The following is a 19193-nucleotide window of genomic DNA, read 5'->3' on the forward strand; positions in this document are numbered from 1 at the left end:
GGCTTCAGGCGGCTGGTGATGATAATAATGAGAGAGCAAGCACAACCATGGCATTACTGACTGAACACGAGCAGCGCCAAGTCGCGGAAGCGATCGCCCGCGTGGAAAAAACCACCGACGCAGAGTTGGTGACCGTGCTGGCCGCCCGCGCCGACGACTACGCCTATATCCCGCTGTTGTGGGCCAGTCTGATCGCGTTGGTGGTGCCCGGCGTGGTGCACTACTTGTCGGGTTACCTGACCATGTACACCTTGCTGTTGGCGCAATGGGCGACATTCATCGTGTTGTGCCTGGTGTTCCGTTTGCCCAAGGTGACCACGCGGTTGATCCCCCGTTCGGTGCGCCACTGGCGCGCGTCCAACCTGGCGCGGCGGCAGTTCCTGGAGCAGAACCTGCACCACACCCTGGGCAGCACTGGCGTGCTGATTTTTGTCAGCGAGGCGGAACGGTACGTGGAGATTCTGGTGGATGACGGCATTTCCAAGCGCCTGGATGACGGCAGTTGGGATGTGATCGTCAAGGCGTTTACCCAGCAGGTGAAACAGGGGCAGACGTTGGCGGGGTTTATCGACTGCATCGAAGCCTGCGGCGAGTTGTTGAAGGTGCATGTGCCGGTGACGCAAACCCGCAATGAACTGCCCAATCGATTGGTGGTGCTGGAGTAAGGCGTACCGCTGGTCAAATAACTCCGTGCCCTGGCGGGCTATCCCCCCTAAAATGCCCGGCATTCCCTGCCCGAGGCGTTTTTGTTCATGTCTGTCACCGCTCAACCTGCCCGCCCTGCGCCGGATCATCACGACCAGTTCATTGAACTGCTCAGCGCAAGCCTCGCGCAAAACGCCTTTATCAAGCTGGTGCTGGCCAAGTACGTCGGTGAGGAAGCCGAGTTGCAGCGGCTGATCATCAAGCCGGTCACGGTCAAGGAGCAGGCGTGCCTGTCCTTCGTCTACCGCTACAAGACCCGCGACATCACCAAGAACTTCCCGCAGGCCGAAGGTGTTGCAGCGATTGCCGCGTTGCTGCCGGCGCAGTTCAAGAACGCGCACCTGCTGTCGCTGACTGACGAAGTCCAGTTGGAATACAGCAAGAAGAACAAAAGCTCGCTGTTCAAAAGCAAGCCGCAGCAACTGCGTGAAGCGCCGTCGGCTGAGCATAACCGCGAGAAGAATCGCTTTCTCGACCTGAGCCGGCCATTCCTCGCCGACCTCGGTGTGACCGACGCCAGACAGGCGCTGATCCCGTCGATGTCGCGTAAGTGGAAGCAGATCAACAAGTTCATCGAAGTGTTCAGCCACGCGCTCACCTCGTCGCCCTTGAAGCTGGACCAGCCGGTGCGTGTCGCTGACTTCGGCTCGGGCAAGGGCTACCTGACCTTTGCCATCCACGACTACCTGCGCAACACCCTCAAGGCCGAGGGCGAAGTGACCGGCGTCGAGCTGCGCGAAGACATGGTGACCCTGTGCAACTCAGCGGCCGCCCGCCTGGAGCATCCGGGGCTGGTGTTCAAGTGCGGCGATGTACGCAGTGTGGCGCCCAGCGAACTGGACGTGATGATCGCCCTGCATGCCTGCGACATTGCCACGGACTACGCGATCCACACCGGCATCCGTTCCGGCGCGTCGATCATCATGTGCTCGCCGTGCTGCCACAAGCAGATCCGCCTGCAGATCCAGAGCCCGCTGCTGCTCAAGCCGATGCTGCAATACGGCCTGCACTTGGGCCAACAGGCCGAAATGGTCACCGACAGCTTGCGTGCGCTGTTCCTCGAAGCCTGTGGCTACGAGACTAAGGTGTTCGAATTCATCTCGCTGGAGCACACCAACAAGAACAAGATGATTCTTGCCGTGAAGCGCACCGAGCCGGTGGACAATGCGCAGTTGCTGGAGAAAATCCAGGAACTCAAGGCGTTCTACCACATCACCGAACACTGCCTGGAAACCCTGCTGCGCGCGGATGGCTTCTTAAGCTGAACACACACAACCCCTGTGGGAGCGGGCTTGCTCGCGAAAGCGTCAGATCAGTCGAACTCTTGGTGACTGACACACCGCTTTCGCGAGCAAGCCCGCTCCCACATTAGACAACGCTCGGCTTTGAAACGGGTGCTGGCTGCACCGTCGTCTTGCGCCCCAGCATCACCGTCACGATCACTCCACAGGCAAACAGCCAGGTGATTGGCTCGATGTGTTCGCCAAAGAACAGCGCCGAAAACGCGATGGTGAAGAAGATCTGCAACAGCTGGATCTGGCTGACCCGCGCAATCCCGCCCATGGCCAAGCCGGCGTACCAGGCAAAGAACCCCAGGAACTGCGAGAACAGCGACACGTAGCCAAACGCCCACCAGGCGCGCATGGAAATCGCCCCTTGATGCTGCGCCGCCAGGTACCACACCGGCCCGATCAGCACGGGCGTCGACAGCACCAGCGCCCAGCAGATCACCTGCCAGCCGCCCATCTCCTTGGCCAATCGGCCGCCTTCGGCATAACCCAAACCGCCCACCGCGATTGCACCGAGCATCAGCAAATCACCGGCCTGGATACTGCCGGCCCCGGTGATCAACGCGTAGCTCAACACCAAGCCACTGCCCAGCGCCGCACAGGCCCAGAAGGCTTTCGACGGCCGTTCATGGGACAGCCACGCCGCGTACAGCGCCACGCACAACGGTTGCAGGCCGTTGACCAGCGCGCCATGGGACGCCGGCAAGGTCTGCATGGCCCAGGCTGACAACACCGGGAAACCCAGGATCACGCCCGCGATCACCAGGCACAGCCCGCGCACCTGGCGCCAGGTTGGCCAGCGCTCACGGCGCCACAGCAACAGCGCCGCCGCGGGGATCGCCGCGAACAACGCGCGGCCCAGGCCGTTGAGCAACGGGTGGATTTCCTGCACCACGATGCGGGTGAAGGGCAGGGTCAGGCTGAAGATGATGACGCCCAGCAGGCCGAGGGCCATGCCGGTGTTTTCGCGCGAACTCATGAGGTAGAACCGAAATCTAGAGGGCTTCAAGGGAAGCCCATCTAGCCACATCCCCCGCCGATTGCGGGCCTACAGCTGGGTGCGGATTTATCCGTACAGTTTTCAGAAGAAGCGCGTGATGCTGATCTTGGCATCACGGCCCTTGGTGTAGGCACGGTCGCCGCTCAGGGCCGGACGGAAGTTCTCGTTGAACAGGTTGTCCACGGTGAAGTTCACTTCGGTGCCTTTCAGGTAGGCCTGCTGTGGTTTCCATTTGGCGAACAGGCCCTGGGTGTTGTAGCGCTTGTTGCCGTACTGGTCATAGAACAGGTCGCCCACGCTGCTGCCGGGGCCGCCGGAATATTTGTCGCTGGGCAAACGCGAGGTCGCGCCGATGAACTGACCGGTCCAGCCCACTTGGGCATCCCACGCCGGAATGTTGGTGCCGAGCACCAGTACCCATTTGGTCGGCGGAATATCCCGTGCCGCCACATCCGGGCCCCAGGGGTTGGTGTAGGCGCCTTCATGGTCACCCTTGGCATAGGCGAAGGACACCGAACCGAACAGGTAGGTGGAGTTGTAGAACGATTCGAGTTCGAAGCCCTTGATGGTCAGGCCGCCGATGTTGCGATAGTTGGACATGGCGCCCGGCGGGCAAGCGGTGGAAATGGTGCCGCCGTTGATGGCCTGGTTCTGGCAACCGACGCCGGTGGCCTTGAAAATTTCGTCTTCGACTTTGTTGTGAAAGAAGGTGGTGCGCAGTTGCAGGTTGTCGTCGTGGGCGATCAGGTTGTCGAAACTGCTGACCGTGCCCACGCTGATCGAGGTGATGCGTTCCGGGTCGAGGTCGACGCTGGTGGCGGTGCGGCTGCCCAGGCCCTGGACCTCGTACTGTTCATCGATCACCGGCGCGCGCCAGGTCTTGCTCCAGTTGGCGAACAGGCCGAGGTGCGGGTTGACCGTCCAGAACACCGCCAGGCGCGGCGACCAGCCGGTGTAGGTGCGGTCGCTGTAATCGTGGCCGAAGGACGGATCGGGGTTGCTGTAGTACGGCGCATCGTTGGCTTCGCCGCGGTTGCGCACGTGGTCGTAGCGCATCGATGGGGTGATGGTGACGTCGCCCAGGGTCACTGCATCCTGCACGAAGAAACTGTTGGTATCGACCTTGCCGTGGGGCATGAAGCCCGGTTGGAAATGCCCGTAGTTGTAGCGCGGGGTGTTGTAGGTGGTGCCCGGCATCCACATTTCGGTCTCGCGGATGTGCTTGCGGATTTGCCCGCCCACAGTGACGGCATGTTGCAACGGGCCGGTGTCAAACAGGCTGACGTTGCGCACGTCGAGGTTCTTGTCGGTGTAGGCGGTGTCCATTTTGCGCCCGCCGGTGGCCAGTTGGAAAAACGCCGTGGCGTCGCGTTCGTCGGTCTGGTCGGTGTTGGACTGGGAGTATTTAACGGTCAGGTCCACCAGCGGGTTGTCCAGCGGTGTGTATTCGTATTTGCCCGACCACGTGGTGTCGACCGTGTCGCGATGGGCCAGAAACCGCTTCAACGCCGCTTCGTAGCCATAGCGGTCAATGTTGGCCTGGGTGGGCGGCGTCGGGTAGCTGGCCGCCGAGAACGGTGTCCAGCGGTCGCTGTGTGAACGCGAGTAGGACAAGCCAACGGCGTGTTCTTCGGTGAAGTGGGCGTTGACCTTGAACAGCTTGCCGTCGACATTTTGCGCGGAGTTCGGCAGACGCTGGGGGTTGATCGGGTACTGATTGTTCTCGTTGGGCAGTTTGGCCGCGACCTTCATGTCGTCGCCATCGCGTTGAGTCAAATAGGCCAGTGCATCGAAACGGCCATCGTCGGTACGCCCGTACACGGCGCTGCTGTAGACCTGCTCATGGTCGTTGCTGGAGTAACCGTATTTGAGCATCGCGCCACTGTTGCGACCGTCCTTGAGCAGGTCGGGGGCATCCTTGGTGGTCATGTTGACCGTACCGCCAAACCCGCCGTTGCCGGTGAAAGGCGAGTTGGGGCCTTTCTCCACCTCGATGCTTTTGATCAGTTCGGGCTCAATGAACACCGTGCCTTGCTGATAGCGTTCAAAGCCGCTTTTGGTGGCGCCATCGACGGTCAGCGGGACGTCTTCGGCATCGCCGAACCCACGGATATTGATGGTCTGGCCGCCAGGTTTCAGCGAGCCGCCCTGGCTGACGCCGGGCAGGGTCTGCAACAGGCTGGGGATGTTATTGGACTGGTAACGGTCAATCTCTTCCTGGCTCAGGGTCGAGCGGCCAACGGTGTTGGAGTTGACCTCGGTACCGGTGCCGATCACGCTCAGGGCGTCCAATTGGATCACGCCGCTGTTGGTGGTCTTGCCCTCATCGGGGCGCACGACGTAGGTGCTCCCGACCTTGATCAGGGTGAACTCGCCGTTTTTCAGCAGGGTACGAATCGCCACTTCCGGTGTGAAATCGCCGTTGAGCGCCGGCGCCTGCACGTTCTTGAGCAGTTCTTCATCGAACAGCAGCTGGATTTTCGCCTGCTGCGCCACCTGGCTCAGGGACGTGGCCAATGACTGCGCTGGCAGTTGCAGCGTGAGCGAGTCGGCCTGGGCACTGAGGCTGAATACCAGGCAGCTAGCGATGAGCGTCGGTCGAAGAAACAGGTGCGAAGCGTGGCAAGGCGCGCGAAACATGAAATCCCCCGGTGTGGCCAAATGGCCGAAAAGGTGTGCGTATCAAACGCAGACCGGGGGAAGACGGGGCTGCTCGAAAAAACCACACCTGCGAATGCAAAATATTCTCAAATAAGAATTTTGCAGGGTTATTTGCTCGGTTCGATCCTTACGATTCCATCGGCCGACGCCACGGTTTTCACCGGCAGCAGGGCAGGCAGGGCATTGAGCAACGCGTCGGGATCATTCACATCCAGATTGCCCGAGACCTTCAAGTGCGCCACGGCGTTGCTGACCTGCAGCGGCGCCTGAGGGCGATACAGGCTCAGCTCATCGATCAGGCTGGCCAACTCGCGGTTGCGAAACGACAGGTGGCCGCTGCGCCAGTCGGCGACCTCCTCGGCGGTGAGGGTCTGCTGCTGCAACGTGCCTTTGGCGTAGCTGAAGATCGCACGTTGCTGGGCGCCCAACAGGGTGACGGGGCTTTTGGCGTCCGGCTCGAACGCGACCTGCCCATGGGCGACGCTGACCACCAGTTGCTGCTGGCTGCGGCGCACATCGAAGCCGGTGCCGACCACGCGCACATTGGCCTCGCCGGCTTGCACGAACAACGGTCGTTCCTTGTCGGCGGCCACTTCGAGGTACAGCTGGCCTTTGTCCAGGTGCACGATGCGTTGGTGCGCGGTGAAATCCACACGTACGCGGGTGTTCGCATTCACATACAAGGTGCTGCCGTCGGGCAGATTGAGGGTGCGCATGCCTTTGGCGTGGGCTGCGACCTGGGTGTGATACAGCTCGCGGGGCGCGCCGATAGGCGTGGTCATGACCGCGCATAACAGGGCGGCGGCCACGGCCAGGGCAGGGCGCCATGCCGACGGTTTGCGCTTGGGCAGCGCCACGGGTTTGTTCAGTTGCTGCAACTGGGCCAGGTCTGCCCACAGTTGCTCGAATTCGGCATAGGCGCGGGCGTGGGCGGGCTCGGCTTGCCAGGCGGCAAAGGCCTTGCGGTCGGCACGCCCCGCGTCATTATTGCGGTTGCGGGCAAACCAGCTGGCGGCTTGGGCATCGATGGCGTCGCTGTCTTCGATGTCGAGCACGTCGGTGTCGCTCAGGCGGTTCATTCTGGCTGCTCCGTGCCGGGTTCGTGTTGAAGGCGTCGCTTGCAATGCAGCAGGGCAAAAGCGATGTGCTTTTCCACCATGCTGGTCGAAATGCCCATGCGCTCGGCGATCTGCGCCTGGCTCAAGCCTTCGAAGCGGTGCAGCATAAGGGCTTCTCGCCTGCGGGGCGAGAGTTCGGCGAGGACTTCTTTCAACTGTTCCAGGCGTTGCAAGCGCTGCACGGCGGCCATGGGATCGTTTTGCTCGTCGGTGACCGGCTCGGCGTCCATTGCGGCCTGATCAGAGTGGACGGTATGCCGTACCTTCTGTTTGCGCCAGTGATCACGCAGCAGGTTGCGCGCCATCTGGAACAGAAACGCCCGTGGCTGCTCGACCTTGGCCCGGTCGCGGTAGTCCAGCCACTGGGTGAAGACATCCTGGGTCATGTCCGCCGCGTCGCTGGCGTTGTCTGTGCGCTTGCGCAGGAAATACAGAATATCTGTATAGAACCCGCGAAAGGCATCGGCCGACAGCGGGTCGGGCTTGGGACGAGACATGGATATCCTTCTTGACGAAGCACGACGTGGAGAAAGTCGCGAATGGTATCGAGAACCATTGTCATTTGTCTCTATTTTACGGATGTACACCGCAAAAAATGTGGGAGCGGGCTTGCTCGCGAAAGCGGTGTGTCAGTCGATTTATCCGGTGACTGGCACACTGCATTCGCGAGCAAGCCCGCTCCCACAGGGGATCGTGGGTTAGCGCAGTAATGTTTTCAGTTGTTCAATCCCGGTTTCGCCCAGTGGGAACACCGGCAGACGCGGGTCACCCGCTTCCAAGCCGGTCAACCGCAATCCGGCCTTGATCGTCGCCGGCAACCCACCCTTGAGGATGAAGTCCAGTAACGGCAACTGGCGGTAAAACAGCTCCCGCGCCTGGGTCAGGTCATTGGCCAACACCGCCTCATACAACGCCAGGTTGAGCTGTGGGATCAGGTTCGGCGCCGCCGTGCACCAACCCTTGGCACCCGCCGCGAAGGCTTCCAGTGCCAGCGGGTTGCAACCGTTGTAGAACGGCACGTCGCTGTGGCGATGCAACTGGTGCATGCGCTGGATGTCCCCGGTGCTTTCCTTGACCATGGTCACGCTGGCCACCTGCTTGATGATGCGCAGGATCAGGTCCACCGACATGTCCGTGCCGCTGGTGGCCGGGTTGTTGTAGAGCATGATCGGCACGCCGATGCTGTCGCCGATCGCGGCGTAGTGGGCGATGATTTCCGCTTCGCTGAGTTTCCAGTAGGAGGTCGGCAGCACCATCACCACATCGGCGCCATTGGCCTCGGCGTAGCGGGCGCGGCGTACGGCTTTGGCGGTGGTGAGGTCGGACACGCTGACGATGGTCGGCACGCGCCGCGCGATTTTTGCCAGGCTGTAGGCGCTGACTTCGTCCCACTCGGCGTCGCTCAAATAGGCACCTTCACCGGTGCTGCCCAGTGGCGCGATGGCGTGTACGCCGCCGTCGATCAGGCGGTCGATGGAGCGGCCCAGGGCGTCGAGGTCAATGCGTTGGCCGTCGGCGCTGAACGGGGTGATGGTGTAGCCGATGATGCCGTGAATGTTAGGGCTGGACATGGGAAGTCTCCGGTCGAAAAAGGGCAAGTCAGTTCAGGCAATCGGCGTGTTGACGCAGGTTCTGCCGGGCGTAGTAATTGAACGCGGCTCCGTGACGCTTGGGCCGGGAGATCCAGTCATGGGCCTCGCGTCCCAGCTCTGGCAGGATCGGCTTGATGGTGCCAGCCGCCATCGCCAGCAACTGCAATTTGGCCGCGCGCTCGATCAACTGCGCGATCACGCAGGCTTCCTCGACGCTCGCCCCGGTGGACAACTGCCCGTGGTGCGAGAGCAGGATCGCGCGCTTGTCACCCAGTGCCGTGGTGATGATTTCCCCTTCTTCATTGCCCACCGGCACACCTGGCCAAGCCTCCAGGAAGGCGCAGTCTTCGTACAGCGGGCAGAGGTCCATATGCGACACCTGCAGCGGTACTTCAAGCATCGACAGCGCGGCGATGTGGGTGGGGTGGGTGTGGATGATGCAGTTCACATCCGGCCGCCCACGGTATACCCAACTGTGAAAACGGTTGGCGGGATTGGGAATGCCGTGGCCTTCCAGTACTTCAAGGTCCTCGTTCACCAGCAACAGGTTGCTGGCGGTGATCTCATCAAAACCCAGGCCCAATTGCTGAGTGTAATAGGTGCCCTGTTCCGGTCCGCGCGCGGTGATCTGCCCGGCCAGGCCGGAGTCGTGGCCGTTCTCGAACAGGATGCGACACGTGAGCGCCAGCTTTTGCCGGACGGTCCACGTATTATCCGCCAGGGTGTTTTGCATCTGGACCAGTGCTTGCTTGACCAGTTGGTCTTTTGGGAGTGCTAATGTCTTGGCCATATCGGGTGCCCTCGGTGGCTGCAAATGACACTAACGATGCTATATGACACTTTGTGTCATTGGCAAGCACAGCTCATCGCTTACTGCATGGATTAATCGCAGCGCATGTCTATCCGTTTGAAATTATTGAGAAAAAAACTTGGTGTGACGTTGGATGTCCTGGCCGAAAAGTCCGGGATGACCAAGAGTTATCTGTCCAAGGTCGAGCGCGGGCTCAACACGCCGTCGATTGCCGCCGCGCTGAAACTGGCCAAGGCGTTGAACGTGAAGGTCGAAGAGCTATTCAGCGAAGACAGCGTCAGCCTCGACAGCTACAGCCTGGTGCGCAGCCATGAGCGCCCGGACACGTCACCGGGTTATGCGGTGCTGGCCCATCAGGTCAGCGAACGCAGCCTGCTGCCGTTCATCATCTACCCGCCGGCGGAGTTCACCGACAAGACCTTCAAGGAGCATGTGGGGGAAGAGTTTCTGTTTGTGCATGAAGGCCAGGTGGAAGTGGATTTCATGAACGAACGGGTGATCCTGGAACGCGGCGATGCACTGCACTTCAATGCGCAGAAGCCCCATCGATTGCGCTCGGTGGGGCCGGTGCAGGCACAATTGCTGGTTGTGGTGCACAGCTCGGAAGAATGACCACGATACAGGATTGAAATAGGGGCCAGTGTGGGAGCGGGCTTGCTCGCGAATGCGGTGGGTCAGTACCTGATTTATTAACTGATCCACCGCATTCGCGAGCAAGCCCGCTCCCACATTTTGATCAGCGTTCGACAGGGACGGACAGGGCAGGATGACCCAATGGATGCGTGCGCGCCGCAAAGAACTTCAGTTCCACGCCCGCCCCGTCGAACAACTCCGAATACCGTCGCTTCTGCTGACGGATAAACCCCTCACTGCGTCCCGACACCGAGATCGCCAGCGTCGTCACGTTGGCCTGGCGAATCGCATCCACCAAGTGTTTATCCTGCGCTCCCAAGTCATGGCCAAAGATGCACAACGCACCTTCGTGGCTGAGCAACTGCTCATAGCAGAACGACAGGTAATCCGAACTGCGGATGGTCTTGAGCTTTTCCTCAACCTTGCCCTCGCTGACAAACAGCGGCACATCATCGAGGGTCTTGATCGTGTTGTTGATCGCAAAGCTGCTGAGCAAGGTGCTATCAGTGGTCGGCAATTTGCGCGCGGTACCATCCAGGTTGCGCACCAGGTGCAGGCCGCCGTGCAGGTAGAGGATGCGTGGTGCGTCGGTGCGGGTATTGCGCAGGTCGAAGCTGGTGTCTGCGCTGCGGAACAGGTCATCGATGCCCGGTGTATGCAGGATCGCCCAATAGTTGAGCAGGTCGTAGTTGCTGGTGAACACCGTCGAGTATTGCTTCAGCTCAGCGTTGATCGTCGCCAGCGTCGACGGCTGCACCAGGCGCCACGGGATATGCACGGCGTGGATGGTATTGATCAAGGCTTCCTTGATCGCGTAATAGCGATTGCGCGGCGCCGCCGAGCTGACCGCCAGGGCCTTGTTGACCCGGCTGGTGGTCTTCAACGCGCCCAGGGCCTGCTCGAAACTGCGGGTTTGCAGGGCGTCGAACACGCTGAGCTCGGATTGGCTGAGGGGTTTTTCCTCAACGGTGCGGGCGTTTTCGAACAGCGAGTCGTAGGAGAAGTCTTCCCAAATGGCACGGCTCGCGCCATTGCCGATCAGAATCCCGCTGAAGTCCGTGCTGCTGCGCAGTGCGCTCCAGTCTTCAAGGTGGGCGTCAATATCCTGGAAATCCTTCATTGCGGCGGGTCTACTCGAAATCGGCTGGGCGGAGACTTTATCACGGCTCGGCGTTGATCCTGATCAAGATGCGGCGGGTGGCGCAGGTTGATGCTGTAGGCATAAAGCCTCTGAGGATTGACCATGAGCAGCACCTTCTTCATCCCCGCCGTCAACATCATGGGCATCGACTGCCTCGACGAAGCCATGACCGCCATTCGCAACTACGGCTTTCGCAAGGCGCTGATCGTCACCGACGCCGGCCTGGCCAAGGCCGGCGTGGCGAGCATGATCGCCGAGAAACTGGCGATGCAGGACATCGACTCGGTGATCTACGAAGGCGCCAAGCCCAACCCGACTGTGGAAAACGTCGAGAAAGGCCTGGTGCAGTTGCAGGAAAGTGCCTGCGATTTCGTGGTGTCCCTGGGCGGCGGATCGCCCCATGACTGCGCCAAGGGCATCGCCCTGTGCGCCACCAACGGCGGCAAAATCGGCGACTACGAAGGCGTCGACCAGTCCGCCAAACCGCAACTGCCGCTGGTGGCTATCAACACCACCGCCGGCACCGCCAGCGAGATGACCCGTTTCTGCATCATCACCGACGAAACCCGCCATGTAAAAATGGCCATCGTCGACCGCAACGTCACGCCGCTGCTGTCGGTCAACGACCCGGCGCTGATGGTCGGCATGCCCAGGGGCCTCACTGCCGCCACCGGCATGGACGCGCTCACCCACGCCATCGAAGCCTACGTGTCCACCGCCGCCAACCCGATCACCGACGCCTGTGCCATCAAGGCCATCGAACTGATCAGCGCCAACCTGCGCCTGGCGGTGCGCGATGGCAGCGACATGGCCGCGCGGGAGAACATGGCCTATGCACAATTCCTCGCCGGCATGGCCTTCAACAATGCATCCCTGGGTTTTGTGCACGCCATGGCGCACCAACTGGGTGGTTTTTACGACCTGCCCCACGGCGTCTGCAACGCGGTGTTGCTGCCCCATGTGCAAAGCTTCAACGCCAGCGTCAGCGCCAAACGCCTGAGCGACGTAGGCCGTGCGTTGGGGGCCGACGTCAAGGGCGTCACCGATGAGGAGGGCGCGCAGGCCGCCATCGCCGCGATTCGCAGCCTGGCCCATGATGTCGAGATCCCGGCCGGACTGCGCGAGCTGGGCGCCAAGTTGCAGGACATTCCCTTGCTTGCGACCAACGCGCTGAAGGATGCCTGTGGGCTGACCAACCCTCGGCGGGCGGATCAGCGTCAGATCGAGGAGATCTTTCGCAACGCATTCTGATCCGTGTGGCAGCGGGCGACGCACACGCATGCGGCGCCCGCCAACACCAGGCATAAAACCGCCAACGGCCACGCCTGCTGACTCACCAGCAGGCTCGCCACACCGCCGATCAACGCGGCCATCAGTTGATGCATGAAGCCGCTCAAGGCCATGGCATAGGACCCGCTCACCGGCGCTTCATCATTGGCCACGGACAAGCTGATCGGGTAACTCATCGATTGCCCGAACACCGCCAGGCAGTACGGCAACCACAGCAAGATGGCGAGCCCGCTGGCGAACAGACTGCCGAGCAGCATCACCGCCGTTCCCAGCAATACCAGGGTGACGCCCCAGCCCATCATCCTCAGCCGACCCGTGCGAGCAACGAAGCGATTGACCATCAACGCCCCCGCGAGATACGCCGCGCTGATCGGCCAGCCCAGCCAACCATAGTGCGCCGCGCTCCACTCGAAACGGCCCTGCAGGATCAGCGGCGCGCAGGTATTGAACGCGATGATCACCCCATAACCCAGGCCGCCGGCCAAGGCGGCGTGCAGAAACGGCGGGTGTCGCACGATTGCGGCGTAGATGCGCCAGGCGCGGACCTGCGAGTCGACGTTCACCCGCGTCGGGAACGTTACGCGGTGCAACACCAGCATCAACCCAACCGCGCCAATCGCCAACCCATAGAAGATCGCCTCCCAGCCGAACGCCACCTGCAACAATGAACCGGCGAATTGCCCGATACCCAAGGCCACGACGAAGGTCATGCCCAGCCACGACAAACCCTTGGCCAACAGCGCACCCTTGAAACTGTCGCGCACCAACACCCGCGCCATCACCGAAACACCGCCAGCGCCCAAGCCTTGAACCAGCCGCAATGACAGGAAGGTTTCAACGTTGAACGCCAAGGGGATTGCTGCACTGGCCAGCGCATACACGGCGAGCGCCGCCAGCAGCACGGGCTTGCGCCCAAAACGCTCACCCAGGCTGCCCCATAGCAACATCGGTAAAGCCATGCCGACCAAGTAAATCGCCAGGGCCAGGGCAACATGGTCTTCGGCGGCGGGGAGGGCGTGGGCAATGGCCGGGACGGCGGGCAGGTAACTGCTGATGCCGACCTGGGCGAGGAAGGCGGCGCTGCAGGCCAGGGCAAGGGTGGTGGTATTGTTCAAGGGCCGACTTTTCCTTTTTCAGCGGTAAGCTACAAGCTGATAGTGTGTTTGTCTCTAACGTGCGGCTAAACGTTTGTAACCAAGGAACCAACCCATGAGAGTTCTGTTATTCGGCGCCACAGGCATGGTCGGCCAGGGCGTGCTGCGTGAGTGCCTGTTGGCCGCCGACGTGCAGGAAGTCGTTGCTGTCGGCCGCACAGCCCTGACCCAGGAACACGGCAAGCTGCATCAGGTGTTGCACAGCGACATGCTGGATTTCCAACCGCTGGAAAACCTGTTGCAAGGCTTTGATGCGTGTTTCTTCTGCCTCGGCGTATCGTCGGCGGGGATGAATGAAGTCAAGTACACCCACCTCACCTATGACCTCACACTGGTCGCCGCCAGCACCCTGGCGCGGCTCAATCCGCAGATGACGTTTATCTATGTGTCCGGCGCCGGTACCGACAGCTCCGAAGCGGGCAAGTCGATGTGGGCGCGGGTCAAGGGCAAGACCGAGAACGCGTTGCTGCGCCTGCCGTTCAAGGCGGTGTACCTGTTCCGTCCGGGCGTCATCCAACCCTTGCATGGCGTGCGTTCGAAGACGCCGCTTTACCAATCCTTCTACTCGGTGCTTGGCCCCCTGTTGTCGTTTGTGCGGCGGCTGAAACCGGGTTGGGTGGTGAGCACCGAGACAGTGGGCCGGGCGATGTTGCAGGCGGCCAGCCAAGGCGCGCCGCAGTCGGTAGTGGAGCAGGCCGAGATCAATCGGCTGGCCAGCGAGCGTCGCTGATGCTGCACAGGAGCCTGGTGCGGCGGCTGGACCTGATCACGCTGCAGCTGTTCGTCGCGGTGTTTGAGGAAGGCACGCTGACCCGCGCCGCCAACCGTGAAGCCATTGCCGTGTCGGCCGCCAGCAAGCGCTTGATGGAGTTGGAGCAGGTGCTGGGCGTCAGCCTGTTCGTGCGGCGGGCCAAGGGCATGGACCTGACGGCCGCTGGTGAAACGCTGTTGCACCATGCACGACAGATGCTGTTCAACGTCGAGAAGATGGGCCTGGAGTTGGGCGAGCACAGCCACGGCGTGCGCGGTTATGTGCGGATGCTGGCCAACCTGTCGGCGATCATTCAGTTTCTTCCGGAAGATTTGCGGGATTTTTCCGAGCTGCATCCGGAAGTGAAAACCGACCTGGAAGAGCGTCCCAGCAATGGCGTGGTGCAGGGCGTGCTGGATGGCGTGGCGGACCTGGGCATCTGCTCCAGTGACACCGACACCAAAGGCCTGCCCAGCGTGACCTATCGCCACGACAAATTGGTGGTGCTGATGCCGGCGGATCACCCGTTGGCGGCGCGCAAAACCCTGGCGTTTGTCGATACCCTGGACAGTGATTACGTGGGCCTGCACGCCGCCAGCTCCATCAATATGCGCACCCACGCCGCCGCGCGCGAGGCGGGCAGGATGCTGCGCCTGCGCATTCATGTGCCGGGGTTCGATGCGATGTGCCGGATGGTCCAGGCGAACATGGGCATCGGCATCCTGCCGCAGAAAGCCTATGAGCTGTTTGGTCGTGCATTGGGTTTGCATGCCGTGCCGCTGACGGATGACTGGTCGGATCGCAGCTTGATTTTGGTGGTGCGTGATGAGGCGCAGTTGTCGCCGGTCAGCCGGTTGTTGTTCGAATATCTGCGCACCGAGCACAATTTGTAGTGAGCGGGGCAAGCCCGCTCACTACAGTGTTCGCGTTTAGCGAACGCTCCTTGCCAACTGACGGTTGGATTTCTCCTGCACCTGGCCTCTAGTCTTGGCATCACATTCCAAGAATAAGAGGTACACCCCATGACGGCTCCCCTGAGCGGTATCAAGGTGATCGAGATCGGCACCCTCATTGCCGCGCCGTTCGCCGCCCGGCTGATGGCCGAGTTTGGCGCCGAGGTGATCAAGATCGAAGCCATGGGCCAGGGCGACCCGCTTCGCAAATGGCGAAAGCTGCATGAAGGCACGTCGCTGTGGTGGTACCTGCAATCGCGCAACAAGAAGTCGCTGGCGCTGGACCTCAAGTCGCCGGAAGGCCTGGACCTGATCAAGCAACTGCTCGTCGACGCCGATGTGTTGATCGAAAACCTGCGGCCCGGTGGCCTGGAGAAACTCGGCCTCGGTTGGGATGTGCTGCATGCCCTCAACCCCAAGCTGACGCTGGTGCGTATCTCCGGCTACGGCCAGACCGGCCCTTACCGCGACCGTCCGGGTTTCGGAGCCATCGGCGAGGCCATGGGCGGTATCCGCTACACCACCGGCAACCCGGATTCGCCGCCGGCGCGAGTGGGCGTGAGCCTGGGTGATTCCCTGGCGTCGTTGCACGGCGTGATCGGCGCGCTGATGTCGCTGCTGCGGGTCAAGACGGGGCAGGGCGATGGGCAGATTGTGGATGTGTCGCTGGCCGAAAGTGTGTTCAACCTGATGGAAAGCCTGGTGCCGGAATACGACATGCTTGGCCATGTGCGCGAACGCAGCGGCGGCGCCTTGCCGGGCATTGCGCCGTCCAACACCTACCTGACGGCCGACGGTGCCTATGTGGTGATCGCCGGCAACAGCGACCCGATCTACAAGCGCCTGATGCACACCATCGGCCGTGCCGACCTGGCCGAAGCACCCGAATTCGCCCACAACGATGGCCGCGCCGCCAAGAGTGGATTGCTCGACGCCGCGATCACCCACTGGACCAGCAGCCTGCCCATCGAGGCGGTGCTGAGTGCCCTGGAAGCCGCTGAAGTACCCGCCGGGCGTATCTGCTCCGTGGCCGATATCGTCAGCGACCCACACTACCAGGCGCGTGACATGTTGCTCACTGCCCAGCTGCCCGGCGGTGTGTCGGTGAAGATGCCGGGCATCGTGCCCAAACTCTCGGAAACCCCTGGCGGCGTGAACTGGCAGGGCCCGACGTTGGGCCAGCACACCGACGACATCCTCGGCAGCCTGGGCCTCACCGGCGCCGATATCCAACGCCTGAAAACCTCGGGAGTGGTGCAATGATCACTGATTATTCCGACGCACTGATCGTGCAGGAAGTGTCGCCGCGCGACGGCCTGCAGATCGAGCCGACCTGGGTCGAGACGGCCGACAAGATCGCCCTGGTCGACCAGCTGTCCCTCGCCGGTTTTTCGCGGATCGAAGCCGGTTCGTTCGTCTCGCCCAAGGCCATTCCGGCGTTGCGTGATGGCGAGCAAGTGTTCCAGGGCATCGAGCGCAGGCCGGGTGTGATCTACGTCGCGTTGATCCCCAACCTCAAGGGCGCGCAGCGTGCCATCGCGTCCCGCGTCGATGAGCTGAACCTGGTGATGTCTGCCAGCCAGACCCACAACCTGGCCAATATGCGCATGCGTTGCGAGGTGTCTTTGGCGGCGTTTGATGACATCGTCAGTTTTGCCCGCGATTACCCGGTAAGGCTCAACGGCAGCATCGCCACCACCTTCGGTTGCCCGTTCGAAGGCAAGATTGATGAAGACCGCGTGTTGCAGATTGTCGAGGCGTATCAAGCGCTGGGCATCCAGGGTATCAGCCTGGCGGACACCACTGGCATGGCCAACCCGCGTCAGGTGGCACGCCTGGTCAAACGCGTGCTGGAGCGTGTGTCCGCCAGCGATTTGACCTTGCACTTCCACAACACTCGCGGCCTGGGGTTGTGCAATGTGCTGGCCGCCTATGAAGCCGGCGCCCGGCGTTTTGACGCAGCGCTGGGGGGCTTGGGCGGTTGCCCGTTTGCGCCGGGAGCGTCGGGCAATATCTGCACCGAAGACCTGGTGAACCTGTGTGATGAAGTCGGGATTCATACCGGTATCGACCTGCCGCACCTGCTGCAGATGTCCCGCCGTCTCCCCGCTTTGCTGGGGCACGAATTACCCGGCCAAGTGGCCAAGGCCGGACGCAACTGCGATCTGCATCCACCGCCTGCCTACATCGCCACGCTGTAACACCGCACCAGACAACAAAAACAATCGGGCGCCTGTGAGCAGCCCGCTGGAGAGAAACCATGAGCACTAATACGTTGGAGGCCGGCGCGCGCCCGGCCGCTGAAATCGATGCCGAAAAAGCCCTGGTCAGCAAGGTCGCCTGGCGCCTGATGCCGCTGATCATGGTGTGCTACCTGTTCGCGTTTTTTGACCGGATCAACATCAGCTTTGCCAAGTTCCAACTGCAAGCGGACCTGAGCCTGAGCGACACCGCCTATGGCCTCGGTGCCGGGCTGTTTGTGGTGGGTTATGTGATCTTCGAAGTGCCGAGCAACATGATGCTGTACAAGGTCGGCGCGCGGCGCTGGATTGCGCGGATCATGATGTCGTGGGGGCTGGCGACGGCGGCCATGGTGTTTGTTACCGCCGAATGGCAGTTCTATGCGCTGCGCTTTCTGATCGGCGCCATGGAGGCGGGTTTCGCGCCCGGCGTGCTGTATTACCTGACGCTGTGGTTCCCGCAGCATTTCCGTGGGCGCATCACCTCGATGCTGTTCCTGGCCTCGGCCTTTGCGGGCCTGGTGGGCGCACCGTTTTCCGGCCTGGTGCTGGAACACCTCGACGGTGTCTTCCAGATGCGCGGCTGGCACTGGTTGTTCCTGCTCGGCGGCTTGCCGTGCATCGGCCTGGGTTTCCTGGTGCTGACCTTGCTCAAGGACCGCATCGAAGACGCCCATTGGCTGACGGCGGCGGAGAAGACCTTGCTGTCGAGCCGCATCGCCAAGCATGAGCCGAACCAGCACGGGGGCTCGCTGCTGTCGGCGATCCGTATTCCTGGGTTCCTGATGCTCGGCTTCATCTACTTCCTGATCCAGGTGGCGTCCTACGGCCTCAACTTCTGGGCGCCGCAGTTGATCCGCAGTGCCGGCACCCAGAGCCCGGTGATGATCGGCCTGCTCACGGCGATTCCTTATGTGTGTGGCGCCATCAGCATGGTGGTGATCGGGCGGCTGTCGGATGCCACGGGCGAGCGTCGCAAGTTCGTCTGTGGCCTGGTGGTGCTCGGGGCGGTGGGCTTCTTCAGTGCCGGTATTTTTGCCGATCACACCACCTTCCTGATCATCGCCCTGGGTATGTTGGGCGCGGGCATCATCGCGTCGATCCCGACCTTCTGGACCCTGCCACCCAAGTTGCTGGCCGGAGCTGGCGCCGGCGCGGCGGGTGGTATTGCGGTGATCAATACCCTCGGCCAGTTTGGTGGCATTGTCAGCCCGGTGATGGTGGGGCGGATCAAGGACCTCACCGGCAGCACCACGCCGGCGCTGTATGTGATTGGTGTGTGCGCGCTGTTGGCGGCGGCGTTGCTGTTGTGGGGCCTGCCGCAAAAACTGCGCACCCTCGATAAGGGCTGATCAGCCAGCAGTTGCCAAGGCACGGGCGGGTGTAGCGCTGAACTGAATCAACACGACCCCGCCGATCAACAACAACGCCCCCAGCACGCGGGGCGTTGTCAGTTGGCGCTCCACCAGGCCGAACAGGCCGAAGTGATCCAGCACCAGCGACGCCAGAATCTGCCCGGCCATGGCCAGCGCGATAAATCCCGAGGCGCCGAGCTTGGGCAACAGCATCAACGCCAGGGAAATAAAACACACGCCAAACGCGCCACCGGCCCACATCCACAGCGGCGCCTTGCTGATAAACGCCAGGCTCGGCAGCGGCAGGCGCAGCGCCAGAATCACCGGCAGTAACACGATGATACTCACCAGCAACGACGCCAGCGTGGCCCACAGCGGATGGCCGAGGCCGCGTCCGAGGTTGGCGTTGATCGCACTTTGAAACGGCACCACCGCGCCGGCGATGACCGCCAGCGCCAATAAACCCACCCAATGCAGCGTAGTCATGTCGAATCTCCCAG

Annotated in this window: 18 protein-coding genes; 9 read left to right on the forward strand and 9 right to left on the reverse strand. The window is 61.8% G+C overall.

The features are described 5' to 3' along the window. Window positions 1–47 precede the first annotated feature (47 nt). Window positions 48–665, forward strand: coding sequence for a TPM domain-containing protein (locus HX823_RS29280; protein ID WP_033902701.1), 618 nt, complete (start codon window positions 48–50; stop codon window positions 663–665). An 87-nt stretch (window positions 666–752) separates the two neighbouring features. After that, window positions 753–1970, forward strand: coding sequence for an SAM-dependent methyltransferase (locus HX823_RS29285; RefSeq protein WP_177078104.1), 1218 nt, complete (start codon window positions 753–755; stop codon window positions 1968–1970). 103 nt (window positions 1971–2073) lie between these two features. Here the strand turns inward: HX823_RS29285 and HX823_RS29290 are convergent, their stop codons facing one another. The 6 genes from HX823_RS29290 to HX823_RS29315 all read right to left on the reverse strand — a co-directional run bounded on the left by HX823_RS29290 (window position 2074) and on the right by HX823_RS29315 (window position 9155). After that, window positions 2074–2973: a DMT family transporter gene (locus HX823_RS29290; protein ID WP_177078106.1), complete on the reverse strand. Its 900-nt coding sequence runs from the start codon at window positions 2971–2973 to the stop codon at window positions 2074–2076. Between the two features lie 102 nt (window positions 2974–3075). Next, window positions 3076–5634: a TonB-dependent receptor gene (locus HX823_RS29295; RefSeq protein ID WP_177078108.1), complete on the reverse strand. Its 2559-nt coding sequence runs from the start codon at window positions 5632–5634 to the stop codon at window positions 3076–3078. A gap of 128 nt (window positions 5635–5762) precedes the next feature. Beyond that, entirely contained in the window at window positions 5763–6734 is a 972-nt protein-coding gene (locus HX823_RS29300; protein ID WP_177078110.1) for a FecR domain-containing protein, read from the reverse strand. After that, complete coding sequence (locus tag HX823_RS29305) at window positions 6731–7270, reverse strand: RNA polymerase sigma factor (protein ID WP_038842305.1); 540 nt, start codon at window positions 7268–7270, stop codon at window positions 6731–6733. Before HX823_RS29305 ends, HX823_RS29300 begins: the two co-directional genes overlap by 4 nt. Before the next feature lie 201 nt (window positions 7271–7471). Continuing rightward, a complete protein-coding gene (locus tag HX823_RS29310) occupies window positions 7472–8344 on the reverse strand; it encodes a dihydrodipicolinate synthase family protein (protein ID WP_177078112.1) in 873 nt (290 codons plus the stop codon). A gap of 28 nt (window positions 8345–8372) precedes the next feature. Continuing rightward, complete coding sequence (locus HX823_RS29315) at window positions 8373–9155, reverse strand: aldolase (protein WP_033902694.1); 783 nt, start codon at window positions 9153–9155, stop codon at window positions 8373–8375. Window positions 9156–9260: 105 nt separating this feature from the next. On the opposite strand from HX823_RS29315, the gene HX823_RS29320 reads away from it, so the two are divergent. Further along, window positions 9261–9788: a helix-turn-helix domain-containing protein gene (locus HX823_RS29320; RefSeq protein ID WP_028619304.1), complete on the forward strand. Its 528-nt coding sequence runs from the start codon at window positions 9261–9263 to the stop codon at window positions 9786–9788. 124 nt (window positions 9789–9912) lie between these two features. Here HX823_RS29320 and HX823_RS29325 read toward each other — a convergent pair whose 3' ends face one another. Further along, window positions 9913–10929 (reverse strand): DUF4917 family protein, encoded by a 1017-nt coding sequence (locus HX823_RS29325; RefSeq protein WP_177078114.1) that lies wholly within the window; start codon window positions 10927–10929, stop codon window positions 9913–9915. A 123-nt stretch (window positions 10930–11052) separates the two neighbouring features. On the opposite strand from HX823_RS29325, the gene yiaY reads away from it, so the two are divergent. Further along, entirely contained in the window at window positions 11053–12201 is a 1149-nt protein-coding gene (gene yiaY / locus HX823_RS29330; RefSeq protein ID WP_177078116.1) for an L-threonine dehydrogenase, read from the forward strand. Here yiaY and HX823_RS29335 read toward each other — a convergent pair. Then, window positions 12168–13355 (reverse strand): MFS transporter, encoded by a 1188-nt coding sequence (locus tag HX823_RS29335; protein ID WP_177078118.1) that lies wholly within the window; start codon window positions 13353–13355, stop codon window positions 12168–12170. The two genes, yiaY and HX823_RS29335, sit on opposite strands and share 34 nt — an antisense overlap. A 94-nt stretch (window positions 13356–13449) precedes the next feature. On the opposite strand from HX823_RS29335, the gene HX823_RS29340 reads away from it, so the two are divergent. The 5 genes from HX823_RS29340 to HX823_RS29360 all read left to right on the forward strand — a co-directional run bounded on the left by HX823_RS29340 (window position 13450) and on the right by HX823_RS29360 (window position 18690). Beyond that, the gene (locus HX823_RS29340) at window positions 13450–14124 is read left to right on the forward strand and encodes an NAD(P)H-binding protein (protein WP_177078120.1); all 675 of its coding nucleotides are present in this window, start codon (window positions 13450–13452) and stop codon (window positions 14122–14124) included. Next, entirely contained in the window at window positions 14124–15038 is a 915-nt protein-coding gene (locus HX823_RS29345; protein WP_038842319.1) for a LysR family transcriptional regulator, read from the forward strand. Before HX823_RS29340 ends, HX823_RS29345 begins: the two co-directional genes overlap by 1 nt. Before the next feature lie 129 nt (window positions 15039–15167). After that, window positions 15168–16361 carry a CaiB/BaiF CoA-transferase family protein gene (locus HX823_RS29350; protein ID WP_177078121.1) on the forward strand — a complete coding sequence of 398 codons (1194 nt, stop codon included), beginning with the start codon at window positions 15168–15170 and terminating at the stop codon, window positions 16359–16361. Next, window positions 16358–17299 carry a hydroxymethylglutaryl-CoA lyase gene (locus HX823_RS29355; protein ID WP_177078123.1) on the forward strand — a complete coding sequence of 314 codons (942 nt, stop codon included), beginning with the start codon at window positions 16358–16360 and terminating at the stop codon, window positions 17297–17299. Before HX823_RS29350 ends, HX823_RS29355 begins: the two co-directional genes overlap by 4 nt. Window positions 17300–17358: 59 nt before the next feature. Next, window positions 17359–18690: an MFS transporter gene (locus tag HX823_RS29360; protein WP_061435646.1), complete on the forward strand. Its 1332-nt coding sequence runs from the start codon at window positions 17359–17361 to the stop codon at window positions 18688–18690. On the opposite strand, the gene HX823_RS29365 is transcribed toward HX823_RS29360, so the two are convergent. Beyond that, window positions 18691–19179, reverse strand: a complete 489-nt coding sequence (locus HX823_RS29365; RefSeq protein WP_038842331.1) for a DMT family transporter — start codon at window positions 19177–19179, stop codon at window positions 18691–18693. Between the last annotated feature and the right edge of the window lie 14 nt (window positions 19180–19193).

The sequence above is a fragment of the Pseudomonas sp. P7759 genome (genome assembly GCF_013386445.1).
Classification (GTDB): Bacteria; Pseudomonadota; Gammaproteobacteria; order Pseudomonadales; family Pseudomonadaceae; genus Aquipseudomonas; species Aquipseudomonas azotoformans_A.

What these genes read in the sequence shown, in the direction of transcription:
- HX823_RS29280 (WP_033902701.1), top strand. Translation starts at nt 48, where the DNA reads ATGGCATTACTGACTGAACACGAGCAGCGCCAAGTCGCGGAAGCGATC.
- HX823_RS29325 (WP_177078114.1), bottom strand. Translation starts at nt 10,929, where the DNA reads ATGAAGGATTTCCAGGATATTGACGCCCACCTTGAAGACTGGAGCGCA.
- HX823_RS29360 (WP_061435646.1), top strand. Translation starts at nt 17,359, where the DNA reads ATGAGCACTAATACGTTGGAGGCCGGCGCGCGCCCGGCCGCTGAAATC.
- HX823_RS29300 (WP_177078110.1), bottom strand. Translation starts at nt 6,734, where the DNA reads ATGAACCGCCTGAGCGACACCGACGTGCTCGACATCGAAGACAGCGAC.
- HX823_RS29310 (WP_177078112.1), bottom strand. Translation starts at nt 8,344, where the DNA reads ATGTCCAGCCCTAACATTCACGGCATCATCGGCTACACCATCACCCCG.
- HX823_RS29345 (WP_038842319.1), top strand. Translation starts at nt 14,124, where the DNA reads ATGCTGCACAGGAGCCTGGTGCGGCGGCTGGACCTGATCACGCTGCAG.
- HX823_RS29355 (WP_177078123.1), top strand. Translation starts at nt 16,358, where the DNA reads ATGATCACTGATTATTCCGACGCACTGATCGTGCAGGAAGTGTCGCCG.
- HX823_RS29320 (WP_028619304.1), top strand. Translation starts at nt 9,261, where the DNA reads ATGTCTATCCGTTTGAAATTATTGAGAAAAAAACTTGGTGTGACGTTG.
- HX823_RS29365 (WP_038842331.1), bottom strand. Translation starts at nt 19,179, where the DNA reads ATGACTACGCTGCATTGGGTGGGTTTATTGGCGCTGGCGGTCATCGCC.
- HX823_RS29305 (WP_038842305.1), bottom strand. Translation starts at nt 7,270, where the DNA reads ATGTCTCGTCCCAAGCCCGACCCGCTGTCGGCCGATGCCTTTCGCGGG.
- HX823_RS29315 (WP_033902694.1), bottom strand. Translation starts at nt 9,155, where the DNA reads ATGGCCAAGACATTAGCACTCCCAAAAGACCAACTGGTCAAGCAAGCA.
- HX823_RS29285 (WP_177078104.1), top strand. Translation starts at nt 753, where the DNA reads ATGTCTGTCACCGCTCAACCTGCCCGCCCTGCGCCGGATCATCACGAC.
- HX823_RS29340 (WP_177078120.1), top strand. Translation starts at nt 13,450, where the DNA reads ATGAGAGTTCTGTTATTCGGCGCCACAGGCATGGTCGGCCAGGGCGTG.
- HX823_RS29290 (WP_177078106.1), bottom strand. Translation starts at nt 2,973, where the DNA reads ATGAGTTCGCGCGAAAACACCGGCATGGCCCTCGGCCTGCTGGGCGTC.
- HX823_RS29295 (WP_177078108.1), bottom strand. Translation starts at nt 5,634, where the DNA reads ATGTTTCGCGCGCCTTGCCACGCTTCGCACCTGTTTCTTCGACCGACG.
- HX823_RS29350 (WP_177078121.1), top strand. Translation starts at nt 15,168, where the DNA reads ATGACGGCTCCCCTGAGCGGTATCAAGGTGATCGAGATCGGCACCCTC.
- yiaY (WP_177078116.1), top strand. Translation starts at nt 11,053, where the DNA reads ATGAGCAGCACCTTCTTCATCCCCGCCGTCAACATCATGGGCATCGAC.